Source organism: Virgibacillus alimentarius, assembly GCF_017874635.1.
In the GTDB taxonomy this organism is placed as follows: Bacteria; Bacillota; Bacilli; order Bacillales; family Amphibacillaceae; genus Virgibacillus_B; species Virgibacillus_B alimentarius.
This window is the reverse complement of record NZ_JAGIKX010000003.1, coordinates 184,394-203,754: the sequence shown is the minus strand read 5'-3', so window position 1 is coordinate 203,754 and position 19,361 is coordinate 184,394. Positions and strand designations below refer to the sequence as shown.

Genomic DNA, 19,361 nt, shown 5'->3' with positions numbered 1-19,361 from the left:
CCTCCTTACTTGGAAAATTGCTTCATGACAGTCATTAATTCCTCAATAGTTTCCTTTCCTTCACCTTGTTTAATAGCATCGCTAACACAATGGTTAATATGTCTTTCTGTGATAGAAAATCCTACATTTTTTAGTGCAGATTGAACGGCACTAATTTGCACTAAAATATCTACACAATATCGATCATCTTCAACCATTTTCTGTATCCCACGAACTTGACCCTCAATTCGTTTCAAACGATTAATCGTTTTCTGTATTTCATCTTTCGTTCTTGGTTTACTTGGGTGATCATGTAAGAATTTCTCTTCCAAATGAATCACTTCCCTTTCTTTTATATAATTACTATACCCCCGTACAGTATATTTGTCAATAGAAAAACTTCATTTTTGACAACATCTTTTAATATTTTATTCCTTTGGATGTTATATGTTTTCATACTCCAAGGTCTATTATTAGCTTATTAATTGTTCTTTACCTATCCGTTTTAAAAATTTATGGAATGTCTCCCGTTTTTTTTCCTTTTCGGCATATACAGCAATGATTTTTTCCACTGTATTGTATAATTCTTCTGGTGTTAAATTTTCCCTCAGTAAAGAACCAACCTCAGCATCTTTTCCTTTCGCTTTACCACCAACATATAAATTATAATGATCTTTATACTTCATTACACCTATGTCACTTAACATTGGTTCACCACAACCAATGATACAACCTGTATAAGCAACTTTTAGGGTAAATGGTACAGGTTTTCCTGCTATACGGCGATTTATTTCTTTTGCCACTGGCATCCCTTCCCTTTCTTCCCCTTTACAAAAATTACAGGTTCTCAAGCTCTTTACGTAATTTCCAACTGGATAACATTTTAAACCAACACTTTCAAATTCTTTAATTACTTCGTCTTTACCATCTTCTAGAATCTCTATATAAAGTTGTTGAAAGGTGGTTAACTCCAGTTCATCTTCCTCATCCATGTATTTTGAGATTGTCATAAGTTGTTTGGAATTGAGTTTAGCACCAAACCCTATGCCCCCATTAACAGCAATTTTTATTTTATTCTCCATATTCTTATCTCCCCTATTTTCAATATTTGTAACAATGGATAATATATATCTATATACAAATTAAACAGTTTTTTATGAAATCATCCTCTCACCAAATAATACTATACCCCCCAAATGTATGTAAAGTGAAAAAAACGGACAAAATTTTGTCCTAAACAATATTTTGAGATTCTTTATCCTCATTATTGTTATTACCTTAGATTAATTTTTGTTGAAATCTGCACAAAAAATGGACATATTTTTTATATGTTATTTAGTGGATAAAACTATTAAAGTCAAAGCGAGTGAATTGATATGTTCGAACTTTTTAATGAAATAGGCATTATGCTAAATGGGCCACTTCAACAAATTGCATATGGATATGAACACATACCGCTGTTATTTGCATTTTTTCTTGGGTTAATTGGCGCTGTTGCTCCTTGTCAGCTAACAGGCAATATCAGTGCAATGACTATTTATGGAAACAGATCATTAGTTGAAAAAGTCCCTTGGTTACACATATTTCTATTTGTTTTAGGTAAAATAGTTGTTTTTTCAATAATTGGTTTAGTAATCTGGTTACTTGGGAAGGAAATACACAGTACTTTAACACAAATGTTCCCGATTCTAAGAAAAGCAATTGGGCCATTACTTATACTGGTTGGTTTATTTATGATAGGTTTATTTGGCTGGAGAAAAACAGGAAAAATGTTTAAAATACCCACTAAATTTAAAGATAGTTATCTAGGAAGCTTTTTAATGGGTGCGAGTTTTACGTTAGCATTTTGCCCTACTATGTTTGTATTATTTATACTAACCTTAATGCCAGTTGTATTAGAAACATCATATGGATTTGTATTACCTTCCGTATTTGGAATTGGAACCTCACTTCCACTTTTATTAATTATTTTTCTTATTTGGTATTTTGGGGCAAGTGGCATTATATTAAAGAGAAGCAGAAAAATAGGGTCACTAGTACAAAAACTTGCAGGAGTTATCATTCTTGTTATAGGTATTCTGGATACTTTAACTTACTGGTAAAAGAGGTCAATTATGTTTAATAAATTATCCTTAAAAATTGGACTATTATTCTTTGTGTTCATGTTAATTATCGAGGTTTTTGTTTATTTTATTCTATATACAAATATAGCAAATGAACGTATTGATGAAGTGATGGATAGTTTATTAGCTCGTGCCAATACACATAGTGCTGTCTTGGAAAATAATCTTGATTCATCAACGTTGGAGCATGTTGCTATCATGGAGTCAGAGTCGGAATTTGCTGTTATTATTACCGATGCCAATGGTAACATCATCATTAATTCCGATCCTGTTGAAAAGGAAATGTTTGAAGTAATTGATCATACGGATTATAAGGATATACCCCGTGTAGGAAAAGTAGTAGAACAACGTTGGTCGGAAAAACAATATATAGCGGTTGATAGCCCCATTACTATTGATGAGGAACATCAAGGGCATGTCTTTATGTTTGCTAATACCAATATTGTAAAAAATATGGTTAATCATTTGAGTGATCAATTTGTCATAGTAGGACTAATCACCATTGTTCTAACCATCTTTACCGTTTTTATTCTTTCTCGTTTTATTACGTTACCATTAATGAAAATGAAAGAAGCCACAGAACAACTAAGCAAGGGGAAAAATAAGGTGCAATTACATATGGAACGAAAAGATGAACTAGGTGAATTAGCTGGTTCTATCATGAGGTTATCTAGTGATCTAGAACGATTAAAAAATGACAGAAATGAATTTTTGGCAAGTATCTCTCACGAACTTAGAACGCCATTAACCTACATAAAAGGGTATGCGGATATCATCAGTAAGCAAGACATAACGGACGAAGATAGAAAAGAATATCTGGATATCATACGGGAAGAAACGGAGCATTTGACAGTTCTAGTTAAGAATTTATTTGACCTAGCTAAAATGGATGAGAATAAGTTTGTAATTAATCGAAAAAGTGTTAGTTTAAGACAACTAATCCAAACGATTGAAGAACGAATTGCTCCAGTAATGGAAGAAAAAAATATTACACTTTCTACTTCATGCCAAGTAAATATCATAGGTAATATTGATCCCGATAGAATCCAACAGGTTTTATTAAATATACTAGATAATGCCAGAAAACATACACCCGATGGAAAGTCTATATCATTAGAGGTAACCCAGAATGATAGGGAAATTACTATAGCTATTTCAGATGAAGGGGAAGGAATTCCAAAAGAGGAATTACCATATCTATTTGAACGGTTATACCGTGTAGAAAAATCGCGTTCCAGAGAAAGTGGTGGAACGGGATTAGGGTTAGCTATTGCAAAAGAAATTATAGAATCTCACGGAGGTACGATTGAAATCGAAAGTGAACTTGGCAAGGGTACAAGGGTTATTGTTCATTTAACAAGAGGTGAATATAATGGTTAAAGCTTTATTAGTAGATGATGAAAAACGAATGTTAGATTTATTAGCATTATATTTGAGACCACATAGTTTTATATGTAAAAAAGCTATTAGTGCTAAAGAAGCATTATCTTTTTTAAAAGAAGAAACTTTTGACATAGTACTTATAGATATTATGATGCCTGAAATGAACGGCTGGGAATTATGCCAAGAGATTAGAAAAGATTCGGACATCCCTATCATTATGGTATCGGCTCGTGAACAGAAAGAGGATATTATAAAAGGGTTAAAATTAGGTGCAGATGATTATGTGACGAAACCCTTTGACGAAGATGAGCTATTAGCAAGAATAGAAGCGGTATTACGTAGAATGAAACCTGCGAGGAAGATTGAAGTACATGGTCTCTTATGGAATGAAGATGAGTTTGAGTTATCATATAAAAATAATACATTAAAGTTAACGCCAAAGGAATTTACCATGCTAGGTTATTTTATGAGAAAACCAAACCAAGTGTTTACTAGAGAACAATTAATTGAATTAATTTGGGGATACGATTCACACACAGAAGGAAGAACAGTTGATTCCCATGTACGGAACATGCGAGATAAAATTCGTCAATCTGGATTTCCCATAGATGATTATTTAATAACTGTTTGGGGTATTGGATATAAATGGGTAAACAAGCCTTCATTATAGGTATAAAAAGGTCTTTAATACATTTATAAAAGAAGACCTTTTGTTTTGACACAAATCTTTTACATAAAATCATAGCCTTATTATACGATACAGGGGTATAGTATGATATAATATGGATAGAAGGATGAATAATACAGAAAATAATAAATATCCATACCAAAGGAGGAGTAATAATGAATAACAAAGGAAATGAAGAGAATCAACACAACCACAATAAGCATAGAGAACATGACCATCATAATCAACATGAGGAACAAAAACATCACAGTCATCAACATCATAATCATGAACATGAAGATATGCATGGTCATCACAAACATGGACATGAAGAACACAAAAATCACGACCACAGTCATGGACATAGTGGGCATCATGGTGGACACGGTGGACATGGCGGACACGGCGGACATCACGAACATATGGTAGAAGATTTTAAGAAACGTTTTTGGATATCCCTAGTTTTATCAATTCCTATTTTATACTTATCTCCAATGATTCAAATGCTGATTGGATATGAAGTAAATTTCACAGGTGATACCCTCTTACTTTTCTTGCTTTCCACGATTGTCTTTTTCTATGGTGGAAAACCATTTTTACTTGGTGCATGGGATGAGTTAAAAGAGAAATCGCCTGCAATGATGATGTTAATTTCTTTAGCTATCATCGCCGCTTATGTATATAGCACACTGACAGCATTCTTTATCGAAGGCAGCGACTTCTTCTTTGAACTAGCTACTCTTATTGTAATTATGTTGTTAGGACATTGGATAGAAATGAAATCCCTGATGGGTGCTTCAAAGGCACTGGAAGAGCTAATCAAGTTAATGCCAAAAGAAGCCCATAAACTGGACAAATCCGGAAATATTGTTGAGGTAACAGTCGAAGATTTACAACCGGGTGACCTGATTTTAGTTAAATCGGGTGAAAAGATTCCAATTGATGGTGAAATTTATGAAGGAGAATCTACCGTCGATGAGTCTATGCTTACAGGAGAATCTGTCCCTGTTGAAAAAGGACCCGGAATGGAAGCGATAGGTGGTTCCGTCAATGGTGATGGTGTATTAAAAGTTAAGGTAAGTAAAACAGGAAATGACACCTACCTATCCCAAGTTATTAAATTGGTAAGCGATGCAGAAAAATCGAAATCAAAGGCCCAAGGCTTTGCGGATATTGCTGCTAAATGGTTATTCTATGTTGCTCTTGTAGTAGGGATTATAACCTTTGCAGTTTGGTGGACTAACGGGGATTTAGATTTTGCTTTGGAACGAATGGTTACCGTTTTAATTATTGCTTGTCCACATGCACTTGGTTTGGCAACACCACTAGTAACATCTAGATCTACTTCCATTGCAGCTAAAAACGGCTTGTTAATTCGAAATAGAGTAGCATTTGAAAGTGCATTTAAATTGGATCGCGTGGTGTTTGACAAAACAGGAACACTTACGGAAGGTAATTTTGGTGTTACGGATATCCATCCAAGTGAGGGAATTAGTGAAGAAGAATTATTGAAATTAGCTTATTCTGTTGAAACACAATCAGACCATCCAATTGCTAAAGGAATTGTGAAAGAAGGAAATGATCGTAATTTAACCCCCCTTGATGTTAAGGATTATCAGAATTTAACTGGGAAAGGGTTAGTAGCTAAAATCGGTGATGCAGAAATTGCTGTTATTAGTCCCGGTGCTATGAAAGCAAATAAAATTTCTTTTGATGAAAAAATTTATGACCAACTGGCTTTACAAGGGAAAACTGTCGTATTTGTTCTTAAAGATAATGTCTTACAAGGAATGATAGCCCTAGCTGATATCATCCGTAAATCTTCTTATAAAGTTATTAAAGAATTAAATGACCGTGGCATTGAGACGGTTATGATGACTGGTGACAACACACGTGTAGCAAATTATGTAGGAGAAAAATTAGGTATTTCCAAAGTCATCGCTGAAGTACTTCCCCATGAGAAATCAAATAATGTGAAGTATTTAAAACAAAATGGAAAAAAAGTGGCGATGATTGGAGATGGAATTAATGATGCGCCCGCCTTAGCGGAAGCTGATTTGGGAATTGCTATTGGTGCAGGTACAGACGTTGCGATTGAAACAGCTGATGTCATATTAGTTAACAGTAATCCAGTAGACATTTTAAATATCATTAAATTGTCTAAGGCAAGTCGCAGGAAAATGGTTCAAAATTTAGGATGGGCTGCTGGGTATAACATTGTTGCTATTCCTTTAGCTGCAGGTGTATTGTACAATGTTGGGTTTGTCATAACCCCTGCCGTCGGAGCCGCAGTTATGTCACTCAGTACCATTATTTGTGCAATAAACGCTCAATTATTAAAAATCGATTAATAGAAACAAATAGTTTATGTTTGGCTAAGCATGTATGGTATTGCTTAGCCTTTTATTTTTCTGTAGGTAAATTCTGTTCATAAATAGTACAAAGAATCTGCTTAATTTCTGCAAACTTGTAACGTAATCTAACAGAGAGTGTCTTTAGATAATACCACCGTTATACTATATTTCCTATAAGGAGTGATACATACTTATGAGTTTGGAGGAAACGAAAAAGAAGAAGAAAAATAAAAGGAAAAACAGATTAATTTTTAGAACTTCTATATTAATTGTAATGGTTGGAGCTATTATATTTGCATTAGTGTCTAATATACAAGCGGATAAAACCATTTATCAAGTCGGAGATGAAGCACCTGACTTTGAATTGAAGCAAATTAATAAAAATAATGAATTAGAAACTATACGACTAAGTGATTTTAAAGGGCAAGGTATTATGCTGAACTTTTGGGGTACTTGGTGTAAACCGTGTGAAGAAGAAATGCCCTACATGCAAGAGCTTTATCCCGTATATAAAGAAAAAGGAATTGAAATCATTGCAGTTAGTTTGGATAATACAGAATTGGTTGTAGATCGATTTATTGATAAATATGATCTAACCTTTCCAATTCCCCATGATAAAACAGGAGAAGTCAGGGATTTATACAAAATAGGACCAATTCCAAGTTCCATATTCATTAATCCGGATGGGGAAATTCAAAGGATTGTAAATGGGGCCTTATCATTAGAAAGTTTGGAGAGTTACTTTAAAGAAATATTACCAAAACAATAGACTATGATTTTCTAATAAAGGGGGATAAAATTTTTGAATGAAATAAATATATTTCTAGCTTTTGGTGCTGGTTTCCTTTCTTTTATTTCACCGTGTGTATTACCACTATATCCGGCATTTTTATCTTATATTACCGGAATGAGTGTAAGTGAGATAAATGAAGAAAATAAAAAAATGAATAAAAAAGCTCTTTTACATACCGTTCTATTTTTACTAGGGTTCTCAAGCATTTTTATTATGATTGGTTTTACCACCTCTTATATATCGGAATTCCTATTAACCTACCAAGATGCCATTAGACAAATTGGTGCTATTTTAATTATTTTCTTTGGACTAGTGATTGTTGGAATTTTTAATTTTAAATTTCTAATGAAGAATAAAAAAATCACATTCAAAAATCGTCCCGGCGGTTATGTTGGTTCTTTCATCATAGGAATGGCATTCTCTTTGGGATGGACTCCTTGTACCGGTCCAATACTAGCTATTGTGTTATCATTAGCTGCAACAAATCCTGATGTTGGTATGATTATGATGATTAGTTATGTTTTAGGTTTTTCGATTCCATTTCTATTATTAGCATTGTTTATTGGTAAAATTAAATGGATTAAAAAACATAGCCTAAAATTAATTAAAATTGGTGGATATATTATGATTTTCATGGGAGTAGCACTATTCTTTGATTGGTTGACAAAATTAACTTCCTTCTTAGCTGGATGGTTTGGTTTTTATGGATTTTAAAAAATATTTTACATAATTTATCTATTATATCTGCACGAATAATGCATATTTGAGCATTATAATTTGTCTTGTAGAAATTGTTACAATGTAGAATATCGTTCGTTTTACATGGTAATATATATTAAGATTTAACAAATTGGATGAAAAAGGAGTCGAACAATATATGAAAAAAGGATTATTGGCAGTAATTGGATTATTACTTATTTTAATAGTTGCTGCTTGTAGTGAAAGCGAAAGTACATCAAATGAAAAAGAACCACAAGATATCAAGAAAATGGTCCAAGACTACAGTGTCGGGGATTCCGATGCTGTGTCTGCTTCTATTACTTCAGAAGAGCTTATTGTAACTGATAGTAATGATAAAGAGACTACCTACGATCTTCCCGAAGATGAATTTTTTGTTTCCATCGCACCATTTGTTGAGACAACCCACCCTTGTACCAATCATAGCTTAACTGGTTGCCAAGGAGAATTAGTAGAAAAAGAATTTGATGTTTATATTGAAGATGAAGATGGTAATGTGGTTGTTGATGAAACTATGACATCATTCGAAAATGGATTCATTGACTTTTGGTTGCCACGTGACAAAACATATAACGTGAAGATTCAATATGATGGAAAAACAGCTGAATCTGAGATTTCCACTTTTGAAGGTGACAATACTTGTATAACAACAATGCAATTAATCTAGTATTTTTACCTCGTGATACTTTTTAAAAAATAGAATAAAGATTATTGGGAAAAAATTATATGATTTTATAATATTTTCATTAGAATCGAGTGTTTTTAGATAAAGCACTCGATTCTTTTTTGCTAAATTTTACTATATTTAGGATTCTTTCTTTGGCTCCCTTTTATCCTTATTACTACTGACTGTAAACGAAATTAGATTTATACCTGATAATCAAAAAATAATACGGAAAATAAAAATTCACACTATGATTGAAGCACCCTTGTTGGATAAAAAATTGTATCAAGGGGATAGTAAAATTTGTACTTAATCTTGAATCGAAGGAGGATTTTCAGATGGCAGTGTCTTATGAAGAATGTATTAAAGCTTGTTTAGAATGTATGGAAGCTTGTAATGGGTGTTATGATGCTTGTTTAAAAGAAGAGAATGTAAAAATGATGGCGGATTGTATCCGCTATAATAGGGAATGTGCAGACATTTGCGCATTAGCAGCAAAAGCAATGCAATCGGATAGCCCTTTTGCTAAGCAGATTTGTAAGCTTTGTGCTGACATTTGTGAAGCATGTGGAAAAATGTGTGAACAACATAACCATGCTAATCATTGCAAGGAATGTGCTGAATCTTGTTTTAAATGTGCAGAGATTTGCCGAACAATGGCATCTTAAATATAAAAACGGTGAACTTGTGTCACCGTTTTTATTAATTTGTAGTTATGATTAATACTTTTTCTGTATTTAATTATTTAACAAGTGTTGAAAATGTTGATAGGTTTTTACCTGTTCCTGAGTATCTGCATGGGGAACAAATGACCAACCCATACGATTGATAAAATCAGAGTATCTTTTTTGAATTTCTAACTGTTGCAAAGCCATTTCCACATGAGCATTTCTAACATTTCTATTTTTCATTAATAAAGCAGAAGTATAATTTTCATTTGACATCAATTTAGCACCAGCATGTGCTTCTAATGCAATCCATTTATCGTTGTATTTATTAACCCCCGTACCATCTGCTCTTTGGTTGCTTACATCATACATATTTAAATCCGGAACTTCAACATACTCATTATTATTAGGATTAATTAAAAATAACATTACCCTAACATGCGACATCATGACATTTATCTGGAGAGCAATAATACCTTTCAAATCTGGATTTGTAGTATTAATATGATAGACTTTTAACTTATTTATCATTCCTTCGTGTGTAGACAAATGTTCGGCCATTAAGCCAAGATCTACAGATGGTAAAGTTGACATATAACTCACCTTTCATTAAATAAATTCCCTTTAATATATGCTGTTTAATGAAAATCTGTTATTAATGCCCACTCTTATCTAGAAAGTGAAAATCAAGTGGATCAATGTAATTCAATACCAAAAATAATATTACAATGGTAAAAATCATTAAGAATGGATATTTAAAAAAGGAAAGAATTTGGTGGTTAGCTTGTTTACGAATCGATTCTTCTGCTGCATATAAAACAAGTAACAAAACCATTGTTATCAACACAGCTATAATATTAATGATTGCATTCGGCCTAGTCATTGCTACCATATCTCCTAGCATGGCTCCCATCATCCCCCCCATTAGTCCGGAGAGTATGCCATCAATGACAGCAGGAAGACCTATAGGTAATCCTGCTAAAAACCCAACAACCAATCCAATCATTATAGCGTAAATGGTTGATTTAAATAAATCACCATGATAGATAACCCCTAAAATAGTTCCCATTAGAATTCCTGCCGACATCGCTAATGACATGGATATCATCATTCCATTCATTTTTGTTACCCAATTTCGGTAATGCGCTACATAGATAATGGTTGTTATAACTTGGGTGGCACACAACAAAAGTATAAAAAATAATGAAATTGACATTATTTCAACCCCAATCTTAGTTTGTCCACTTTTATTGTATTCACTGTTAACCCGCATTATGATATACCCATATAGGGTTTATTTTTATATTTACTGATAACAGTACAAGAGAGTTATTGTAAAAATAATCGAAACCTCCGTTCCTTCATCTAAGCTACTATCTATTTGAATTTCCGCTTAATCAAAAAATACGGTGAATTATGTCACCGTATTTTTTGATTATAATGAGTATATTTCGAAATGCTCATATGGATAATTAATATAATATTTAAGCTTCCACTTTTTATTCCACTTTAAATTGTCCCATCATTCCTGCATCTTCATGTTCAAGTATATGACAATGATACATAAATACACCAGAATGATTAAATGTAGCAATAGCCCTAACTTTTTCTCCCGGATACACAATAAACGTATCCTTCCATCCAGTTTCATTAAGTGGCGGTGGATTTCCATCACGATCAATTATTTGAAATTGGACACCATGCGCATGGAAGGGATGAACAGTCCCTCCCATCATTCCCATTCCACTCTCATTGGAAACTTCCCATATTTCTGTTTCATGTATATCCACAAATTCGTCGATTCGATTCATATCCATTTGTTTTCCATTAATGTTGACCATAGGCCCCATTCCTTGAAAAACAAATTCTCTAGTTCTTACTGCTTCATCAGGATCAATCTTCTCAATGGTAGTTAATTGTTCTGGAATGGCATAGTTGGATTCACTTTCACCGTTTACAACAAACTTCATAAACTCTGACCCTTTATTCGATAATTGAATTGTATCTCCATCCTTAAAATTTGAAAAATCAACTAGGATTTCTGCCCTCTCGGCTGGACCCAGAATAAGCTCGTCCATCTCTACTGGATTTTCAAGAAAACCACCGTCACTTGCAATTTGATAAAAGGTTTGGTTATTACTAAAATGGAGTTCATACACACTTGCATTCGATCCATTTAATAACCGTAGCCTCATCATGCCTTTTGGAACTTCCAAATAAGGATCTACAGCCCCGTTGACTAGCATTGTACCTCCTTGTAATCCGTTCATCACATCATGCATTCCTAGTTCATATTGAAAACTTCCATTTTCATTAAATTGTTTGTCCTGAATGATAAGTGGAACATCATTCACCCCATAGTCTTTTGGAATATCCAGAGAGTCAGAAACTTCATCTTCAATGAAAAATAATCCCGCTAATCCCTTATATACTTGCCTCCCGGTATTTTTTTCTGGGTGAGGGTGATACCACAGCGTAGCTGCAGGCTGATCTATCGTAAATTCCGGTGTCCAAGACTCGCCCGGTTGAATTCCTGAATGTGGTCCTCCATCTGCGTCTCCATCCACTTTTAGGCCGTGCCAATGAATTGTCGTAATTTCATCTTCTAAATTATTTTCTACCTGTACGGACACGTCTTCCCCATTTCGGACCCTAATGACAGGGCCTAAATAATTTCCGTTATACCCCATCGTTTCTGTTTCCACTCCTGAAATAAATTCCTTTGTTGCATTTTGGGCAGTTATATGGAATTCAGCTTTATCTGGATCTGGATTTTTATCCTCTAACAATGGTGGGATGGGTAGAGATGAATTTCCAGCTATATCCGTTTTATTAAAGGAATTCCCATTATCTGATTCATTGATTGGGTATCCCGATATACCTGAACCTTGTATAAAAAAGAGGTAATACCCTCCAAAAATAATTACTAATCCAGCCAAACTAATACCTAAATATTTTTTCATACTTTTTCCTCCTCGTGAGTGAAGATGTTACCCAGCCATTCAGATTCTTATCTATTCATAAAGTTTCATGCTTTGGGAAGAAAACTGTAATTTCCGTTCCTTCCTTCCATTTACTATCGATTTGAATTTTTCCACGGTGTGCATCCATTAATGCCTTGACAATAGACAATCCAATACCTATTCCACCTGTTTTTCTGTCTCTTGATTTATCCCCTCGGTAAAATCGTTCAAATAGATAGGGGAGATCATCCTCTTTAATCCCAATCCCTTCATCTTGAACACAAAACCCAACATAAGCATTAGAATCCACTATCTTAACATATACGCTATTCCCTGCTGGGGTATACTGAAGGGCATTATTTATTATATTCGTTAACACTTGTAAAACACGATCCTGATCCGCATGTAACCAACATTCTTTAGTTGGCATTTGAATGTTTAACGAAACGCCTTTTTTCTGAAAGGCTGGGGTAAATTGCCCCCCTACTAAACGTAATAAATATCCTACATCTATATTACTTTTGTTTAGTTTTATTTGTGGATTTTCAGCGGCAAGTAACTCTTCCAATTCACCCACTAGACGTACTAAACGCATCAATTCATCATGACCTTGCTGCAACCTTTTTGGCGTTGGTTCAAAAACCCCATCTTGAAAAGCTTCCATTTGACTTCTTAGTGTCGCAAGTGGGGTTCGTATTTCATGAGCAAAATCAGCAGTAAACTGTTTACGAAGCATCTCTTCCTTTGATAACGATTCAGCAAGTCGATTAAACGATTCACCAAGTGGCTTCATTTCATCTGACAATTCCTTAACTGGTACACGAGTTCGCCATTTATGTTCTTGTAATTCTTGAATAGCTTTTGATAACTTTCGATATCCAGTTGTTAGGCGTTTCGAAAACAATAGGCTAAACACGAACGCTAAAACAACTGTAACAATAATAGCAAGATAAATATTCGATTTAATTGTATTTAAAAAAGCAATGTCTTCCCCTATCATTTCCTCTGGATAATAAACTTCCATATTGCCTACATATCTTTCATCAAATGTTAAATCATAAGTATTTTTTCGGTATTCCGTTTTCATATCGATGTCCGAATCAGAATGCATTCCCATCCTATTCATCATTCCGAGCATCATCGTTGTATCTGCTATTACCTGTCCTTCTTCATCAGTAATTCTATAAAATAAATTGTCTGTCATAGCTTGTTGATGCATTAAATTTATTAATTGGTTATCAATTAGTTTCCCTGTTTCTTTATGAGAATTAATTGCTTCATCTTCTATTAGCTTACTTCTTTCTTCTCTATTAATTTTTAAATATTCATTAAATTGATCTTCAAATCCCCAAAGTATAGAAAAACTAGTAAGAAAAATACCACAAAGTGACACAACCAATAGGTAAAACAGGATTTTAGAACGGAGTGTCAATCGACGCATCAGACGCTCCCCCAAACTTATATCCCATCCCAAAAACAGTTAAAATAAATTCTGGGTGGCGAGAATCTGTTTCAATCTTTTTCCGAAGGTTTTTTATATGTGTATCAACACTTCGTTCATATCCTTCAAAATAAGATCCATCTTCCTGAATTTTTTCCAGTAAATCCAAACGACTGTAAACTCGTCCGGGGTAGCTTGCCATAGCTATTAATAGCTTATATTCGATAGGAGTTAGTGGTATGATTTGGTTATTCAATGTCATCTCCTTTTTTAAGAGATCCACTGTTAGCTTTCCTTCATTGAACGATAAATGGTTTCCACTATTTACTCTTCTTAACCTACGTAAAATAGCCTTTGCCCTTATTACGACTTCTCTTGGACTAAAAGGTTTTGTAACATAGTCATCTGCCCCAATAACGATTCCATTAATTAAATCGTCTTCTGTCGATTTTGCTGTTAACATAATGATAGGAACATCACTTTCTTTTCTCGTTAATCTACATACCTCTTCACCTGAAATATCTGGCAACATAAGATCTAAAATAATAATATCTGGATTATTTTCTTTTATTTTTTTTAATGCTTCTATTCCATTAGAGGCAGGAATGGTTTCCCATCCCTCTTTTTCAAAGTATGCTTCTAACACTTCAAGAATCATATCTTCATCGTCAACAATAAGAATTTTAGTCATGTTAAACCACCTCTTTCATATAGTATCATCAATTAAAATGAAAATGATAATCTTCACAACTTCCACATAAGTTCACCACAAATTCTACATTTATAAGAGGTATGATTTAGTTAAGAAAAGGAGATGTTATAAATGAAAAAATTAGTAATAGGTATATTAACTGGAGCCGTTCTATTAGGAAGTGCAACTTTTGTTGCAGCTGAATCAAATGCAAATGGTATCTTTAACTTTGAGGAAATGCAACCGTTTATTGAAGAAATGCATCCTAGTTTATCACAAGAACAGCAAGAAGAAATGTTTAACAACTGTCACGGTGAAAATGGTATGATGCAAAACAATACCGGTTTCCGTGATATGATGAATAATTTATAGTTTAAAGAGGTGATCCCGTATGATGGGGATGATGAATATGATGGGTTATGGGTTACTTGGATGGATACTTAACCTTGCTTCTATCGGTATCGTTGTGTATTATGCCACCAAATTAGCATTAAAAAATTATCATAAGGATTAATCTAATCGTAATCTCTTTATAAAGGGGCGACTGTGAGATCATTCCTTTTTAATCATGATAATCGAAGTTACTGTTTAACCCGTTTAACATAAACATTAACTCAGCATAATGATAGTATTTTGTAAATCAAAGAACCTTCAATATACAACCAATGTATAACTAGTTGTATATTGAAGGTCAATTAATCTTTACGCTTATTACATTGAAGCACCAGACTGTTAAATTTACATTATGGCATAGATGTTACTACTAAGTGGATTAAACCTGTTACTATAAGCAAAAACACCATAAAGGAAGTTGAATACAACATAAGATGCTTTATAATGTTTTTTTCTTTAATTTGTTTATAAACAGTATAGCCTAATACAATCGAAACCAACCATATAATTACTCCCCAGATTGAAAATAAATAAGGTGAATTTGCAACCCAAAGTACAGTAACAAGTGAATAATAAAGTATCAGAACCCAAGCCAATCCTTTCATTCCTCTCCCCACTTTCATTGATCAATAACGAGCAGATTAATTACTAACACCCCTGTCCAATAATCCTGAGCCGGTAGTTGAACAAGACTTTCAGAATTACGTTCAACTCCTCATTATACAATCTCTTATTTCTAATTATACAATACAATTTTAAGTGATTTTATAATTACATATTTCCGTTTAGTTTGGATTAACAAAGAACTGATGAAAGATAGTTCACACAATTGTCTCTTATTCTTGATAAAAAATGGATATTTAATATATACCATTGAATTTGAAAGATTATTAACTTTCAAAACATAATGGGGGTTTTTATTTTGAGGAAAAAAATATTGTTTGCTCTCTTTTTAGGAGTCGTATTAATACTTGCCGCCTGTAGTGAAGATGACACAGATCAACAAGTTGACTCTAGTTCTCAAGAGGATTCTCAAACCGCTAACCAAGTTGACATTATAGCATCTAACTTTGAATTAGATCCAGTCGAATATACTGTAAATGCAGGTGAAGAAGTCAAAATTACACTAACAAATGATGAGGGAATGCATGGGTTAGCAATTGATGAATTTGACGTTAATATTCAAGGTGATGGAGAAGCAACATTCACACCAGATGAACCAGGAGAGTATACTATATACTGTAATATTCCTTGTGGACAAGGCCATGCTGAAATGATATCCACACTGATTGTACAATAATACAAAATAAGAAACACTTGAAAATAAAACTTTCAGGTGTTTTTTATTTTATTTCTATTTTTAAAATCATCATATTTTACCTCGACAACAATTCCACCTTCACATGCTACTATATACACAAATTAGCCTTAATATTACATCTCTAGCTACATTTTTGCTCATTAAAACTAAGTTTCTTAAAAATGCATTAAATGACAATAGTGTTGGATATACTCCAAATAGAATGTTTGCGGCATACTACTATAGACTACTATAGCGTGATAATGATGTTTATGCTGTATTTCTTTACAGAATCCTGCCTTTATTTTGATTCTAGCGGATCAATAATCAAAATAAAAGCAGGATTACTCCAATATTCTTAAATAACGCTTAATCTTATGTTCATAGATTTGCTACAAAAATGAAAACATTTCTCTTGCTATTACTATATTAATTAGTATATAATAACTTTACATTTATTAGATAAACTTAAAATTTCATATAAAAAAGGGAGAACCCCAAATCTATGTTAGGTCTTTGATTGTTCAAAGGCGTACTTAGATTTGGGGTTCTTTTCTTTTTGCACAAGTTTTGGAGGGTTAAATAATGACAATGTTAAGTAGGGAAATGTTAAAACAACAAAGAATATTAAAATCTCTTTCATCTGTTTCTCTCCGTCTAATCCCGTTTTTAGCGGCTAATACAGATTTAGACAAACGAATTAATATTATGTTAGAACATATTAAAGCAGCAAATATAATGACTCCTCGTCTAATTAAGGAAGCATTAGGTAAATTGGAGAAAATCGAATGGATCTATAGAGGTAAAGATGGTTACTTATATAGTAATTTCAATACTATTTCTACAGCTGATAACCACAATTTTCACTATATAAATTTATATAAGTTCTTTCAATCTGATGAGTTTAAAAAGTTATATAAGCGCCAATTACAATTCCTATTTTATATTCTTTCAGCAAAACTTCCGGGTCATGAACATTCTTTAGCTATTGAGCATCTTTATCAAAACCGGACTAATGCAAAGGATGTAAAGTTAGATTTTTTTATTAGTTTTGAAGATATGATATCCAACCTTTTAGATTTAATTAATAAAGGTTTCTTTGAAGTGCGACTTGCAGCGAGCAAAGAAATACTAAATAAAAACACTAAAAATCTTAAAGAAAGATTATATACGTTTGCCGAAAAAACAGGTAAAAGAAAGAAACGCATGAGTCAAAATGAAGTAAAGCACCATATCATTCATATTCGTATAGCAAAAGATTTAGTTTCCAAAGATCAAATTTGTGACATTTATGATATGACAAGATTGGCAACGTTGCAGGATTTAAAATGTATCGCAAAAGATTTTGGATGTAGTCTAGACAGCTTTGATGTAAAAGCTTTAGAGAAGGTCCATATGGTAAAGGCAAAAATATATAGGGAATTCGGTGATGTAGGAATACAATTATACCGTGAAGGCTTAAAAGACTTTTTCAAAAATAGAAGCCATGCTTTTCAAAATCTAATGGAAAATGGTGATTTTGCTAATACAATTAAAAACTTTTATGTTATTCCTAGAATTGAACAAAGACTTAAATCCTTATTCGAACAGGTGAAAAATGATTATTTTACTAAAGTTGATACATTCCCATATGAATCTTTAAATTTCAAACATGCTATCAAAGACAGTAAACCATTTATATCTTATATTATGGAGGAATCATATAACGACAACCTTATTATATTAGATCGTGAATTAGAAGCAGCATATAGCTTCATTTATAACCAATTCACACAAGTAGATAAGACTTGGTATGAATTTAAAGAAAAAGCAGAAAAAATCTATAAAGATGAGGCGGAAGCTCATGGTAATGATAGGAATAAAGTATTTTATCTTGCTATCCAAAGGCAATTAAATCAAAAAGAACGTACTATCTCTGAAATCAAACGGGACAGTAACTATAAAAGAGAAAGAAGAGAAAAATTACTTTATAATCCTTACGTGGCAATTACCGAGTAATATCGGATCCTTTTTAAAAATTATTATTGCTGTTTTTTTAAGGTCCAAAATGCGGGGATTGCCGAATAATTATTTTTTTTGAATACAAAATATAAATTCTGCCTTTCTGCCCTAATGGAGAAGGGTTATTTGGCATGACCATTTTTCAAACAATACCTTTTAATAAAAAAGTATAGGACGATTCTCTTGTTTCTGTATTGTATTGTTTCTCAATAAAGCTATTTTTTAAAGAATAATGGCCAATTACTTTAGGAAATTTTTATAGTATCTGTTAAAACATCTATATTTAAAGACAAAAATCATATTTACATTAATTAATTTTATATTATAGATATTTGATTTCTAGTATCCTTGAAATTTATTGTCATATAAACTCTTCAATCCCTTGCCAAGTAAGGGTGTCTTAAAGTTACTTTAAGACACTAATGTATCTTATAATGTTTTATATTATTAACTTTTATTACTATATATATCACTATTCTAATTAAATGCTAAATGATGTATTTGGCATTTAATTTACGTATGAAATAGCGGTATAAATTTTGCATAAAAGTAACCCAAACATATAAGGATCGGAAATAGGTTAATTTTATCTGGACACCAATATTAGCTTGGGGTTTGGGTTCCATTTTCTTATCTGATTATCCTGCTTTATAGATTGGTTTATCATGCTTATGGTGACACCTTGTACAGATTGATATCTAGCGTTTACTGGCATAGCAAAAGGAAATGTGTCTCTTTCAACATCCGTTTTGCCGATTAATTTAATTTTGCAAGTCGTACTTTTGCCAGTGTATTTGTTAATATTTGTGCTGGAACTATATAGTTATTGTATTAGTTGTCCCATTTATAATTGCTCATCTTACACGATTCTTATTAAGAAAAAAATCTGTTTTAAACAACAAAATTATTCCCCTTTTTGGCAATGCTCAAATACTCTTTTTAGCTTCTCAATGATGATGTTTGGTGGTATTTTATGTTAGTGTTCTGGGGTTTAATTATTTGGTTAATCGTATTAATAATACGAAAGCTATCATCAAGAAATAAATCAAGCCAAACTGACAAGGCAGTTGAAGTACTTAGACAGCGATATTCCCAAAGAGAAATCGATACCGAGGAGGAGTACAAAATACGACAACCGGATCATTTTTTTGAAGGTGACATTCACGTATTTATGTTAAAGGCATATATAAAATATTAGATATT

Annotated in this window: 20 protein-coding genes and 1 pseudogene; 14 read left to right on the top strand and 7 right to left on the bottom strand. The window is 32.8% G+C overall.

Annotation, left to right across the window (positions count from 1 at the left end):
- Nucleotides 1-5 precede the first annotated feature (5 nt).
- Together J2Z81_RS04195 and J2Z81_RS04190 are read right to left on the bottom strand one after the other, a co-directional pair.
- On the bottom strand, nucleotides 6-311 hold the full coding sequence (locus tag J2Z81_RS04195; protein ID WP_102414959.1) for a metal-sensing transcriptional repressor: 306 nt from the start codon (nucleotides 309-311) through the stop codon (nucleotides 6-8).
- Nucleotides 312-452: 141 nt separating this feature from the next.
- Nucleotides 453-1,061: an NAD(P)/FAD-dependent oxidoreductase gene (locus tag J2Z81_RS04190; RefSeq protein ID WP_226370784.1), complete on the bottom strand. Its 609-nt coding sequence runs from the start codon at nucleotides 1,059-1,061 to the stop codon at nucleotides 453-455.
- Between the two features lie 294 nt (nucleotides 1,062-1,355).
- Here J2Z81_RS04190 and J2Z81_RS04185 point away from each other — a divergent pair, with 294 nt between their 5' ends.
- The 8 genes from J2Z81_RS04185 to J2Z81_RS04150 all read left to right on the top strand — a co-directional run bounded on the left by J2Z81_RS04185 (nucleotide 1,356) and on the right by J2Z81_RS04150 (nucleotide 9,369).
- On the top strand, nucleotides 1,356-2,081 hold the full coding sequence (locus J2Z81_RS04185) for a cytochrome c biogenesis CcdA family protein (RefSeq protein ID WP_226370783.1): 726 nt from the start codon (nucleotides 1,356-1,358) through the stop codon (nucleotides 2,079-2,081).
- A 12-nt stretch (nucleotides 2,082-2,093) separates the two neighbouring features.
- Nucleotides 2,094-3,482 (top strand): sensor histidine kinase, encoded by a 1,389-nt coding sequence (locus tag J2Z81_RS04180; RefSeq protein WP_226370782.1) that lies wholly within the window; start codon nucleotides 2,094-2,096, stop codon nucleotides 3,480-3,482.
- On the top strand, nucleotides 3,475-4,155 hold the full coding sequence (locus tag J2Z81_RS04175; RefSeq protein ID WP_147666865.1) for a response regulator transcription factor: 681 nt from the start codon (nucleotides 3,475-3,477) through the stop codon (nucleotides 4,153-4,155). The genes J2Z81_RS04180 and J2Z81_RS04175 overlap by 8 nt, the downstream gene beginning before the upstream one ends.
- Before the next feature lie 173 nt (nucleotides 4,156-4,328).
- Complete coding sequence (locus tag J2Z81_RS04170) at nucleotides 4,329-6,503, top strand: copper-translocating P-type ATPase (protein ID WP_226370781.1); 2,175 nt, start codon at nucleotides 4,329-4,331, stop codon at nucleotides 6,501-6,503.
- Nucleotides 6,504-6,699: 196 nt separating this feature from the next.
- Entirely contained in the window at nucleotides 6,700-7,275 is a 576-nt protein-coding gene (gene resA, locus J2Z81_RS04165; protein WP_040047918.1) for a thiol-disulfide oxidoreductase ResA, read from the top strand.
- A gap of 33 nt (nucleotides 7,276-7,308) precedes the next feature.
- Nucleotides 7,309-8,013, top strand: coding sequence for a cytochrome c biogenesis CcdA family protein (locus J2Z81_RS04160; protein ID WP_060681782.1), 705 nt, complete (start codon nucleotides 7,309-7,311; stop codon nucleotides 8,011-8,013).
- Between the two features lie 163 nt (nucleotides 8,014-8,176).
- Nucleotides 8,177-8,704, top strand: a complete 528-nt coding sequence (locus tag J2Z81_RS04155; RefSeq protein ID WP_147667075.1) for a CueP family metal-binding protein — start codon at nucleotides 8,177-8,179, stop codon at nucleotides 8,702-8,704.
- Nucleotides 8,705-9,039: 335 nt separating this feature from the next.
- Nucleotides 9,040-9,369: a four-helix bundle copper-binding protein gene (locus tag J2Z81_RS04150; protein ID WP_062351103.1), complete on the top strand. Its 330-nt coding sequence runs from the start codon at nucleotides 9,040-9,042 to the stop codon at nucleotides 9,367-9,369.
- A 69-nt stretch (nucleotides 9,370-9,438) separates the two neighbouring features.
- Here the strand turns inward: J2Z81_RS04150 and J2Z81_RS04145 are convergent, their stop codons facing one another.
- The 5 genes from J2Z81_RS04145 to J2Z81_RS04125 form a co-directional block, all read right to left on the bottom strand.
- Nucleotides 9,439-9,963, bottom strand: a complete 525-nt coding sequence (locus J2Z81_RS04145; RefSeq protein WP_147666871.1) for a spore coat protein — start codon at nucleotides 9,961-9,963, stop codon at nucleotides 9,439-9,441.
- A gap of 61 nt (nucleotides 9,964-10,024) precedes the next feature.
- Nucleotides 10,025-10,585, bottom strand: a complete 561-nt coding sequence (locus tag J2Z81_RS04140; protein ID WP_226370780.1) for a hypothetical protein — start codon at nucleotides 10,583-10,585, stop codon at nucleotides 10,025-10,027.
- A gap of 283 nt (nucleotides 10,586-10,868) precedes the next feature.
- The gene (locus J2Z81_RS04135) at nucleotides 10,869-12,332 is read right to left on the bottom strand and encodes a multicopper oxidase family protein (RefSeq protein ID WP_226370779.1); all 1,464 of its coding nucleotides are present in this window, start codon (nucleotides 12,330-12,332) and stop codon (nucleotides 10,869-10,871) included.
- A 55-nt stretch (nucleotides 12,333-12,387) separates the two neighbouring features.
- Entirely contained in the window at nucleotides 12,388-13,773 is a 1,386-nt protein-coding gene (locus J2Z81_RS04130; RefSeq protein ID WP_147666877.1) for a sensor histidine kinase, read from the bottom strand.
- Nucleotides 13,748-14,464, bottom strand: coding sequence for a response regulator transcription factor (locus J2Z81_RS04125; protein ID WP_226370778.1), 717 nt, complete (start codon nucleotides 14,462-14,464; stop codon nucleotides 13,748-13,750). Before J2Z81_RS04125 ends, J2Z81_RS04130 begins: the two co-directional genes overlap by 26 nt.
- A 132-nt stretch (nucleotides 14,465-14,596) precedes the next feature.
- Here J2Z81_RS04125 and J2Z81_RS04120 point away from each other — a divergent pair, with 132 nt between their 5' ends.
- The 6 genes and pseudogenes from J2Z81_RS04120 (at nucleotide 14,597) to J2Z81_RS04105 (ending at nucleotide 19,356) form a co-directional block, all read left to right on the top strand.
- Entirely contained in the window at nucleotides 14,597-14,836 is a 240-nt protein-coding gene (locus J2Z81_RS04120; protein ID WP_147666880.1) for a hypothetical protein, read from the top strand.
- A 19-nt stretch (nucleotides 14,837-14,855) separates the two neighbouring features.
- Nucleotides 14,856-14,978, top strand: coding sequence for a hypothetical protein (locus tag J2Z81_RS15985; RefSeq protein WP_264315435.1), 123 nt, complete (start codon nucleotides 14,856-14,858; stop codon nucleotides 14,976-14,978).
- Nucleotides 14,979-15,779: 801 nt separating this feature from the next.
- Entirely contained in the window at nucleotides 15,780-16,157 is a 378-nt protein-coding gene (locus tag J2Z81_RS04115) for a cupredoxin domain-containing protein (RefSeq protein WP_226981221.1), read from the top strand.
- Nucleotides 16,158-16,742: 585 nt separating this feature from the next.
- Nucleotides 16,743-18,155, top strand: coding sequence for a hypothetical protein (locus tag J2Z81_RS04110; RefSeq protein ID WP_226370776.1), 1,413 nt, complete (start codon nucleotides 16,743-16,745; stop codon nucleotides 18,153-18,155).
- 582 nt (nucleotides 18,156-18,737) lie between these two features.
- Nucleotides 18,738-19,103 (top strand): annotated as a pseudogene (locus tag J2Z81_RS15785) (arsenic resistance protein); the annotation flags it as partial.
- A gap of 28 nt (nucleotides 19,104-19,131) precedes the next feature.
- Nucleotides 19,132-19,356, top strand: coding sequence for an SHOCT domain-containing protein (locus J2Z81_RS04105; RefSeq protein ID WP_226370775.1), 225 nt, complete (start codon nucleotides 19,132-19,134; stop codon nucleotides 19,354-19,356).
- The last annotated feature ends 5 nt before the right edge of the window (nucleotides 19,357-19,361 follow it).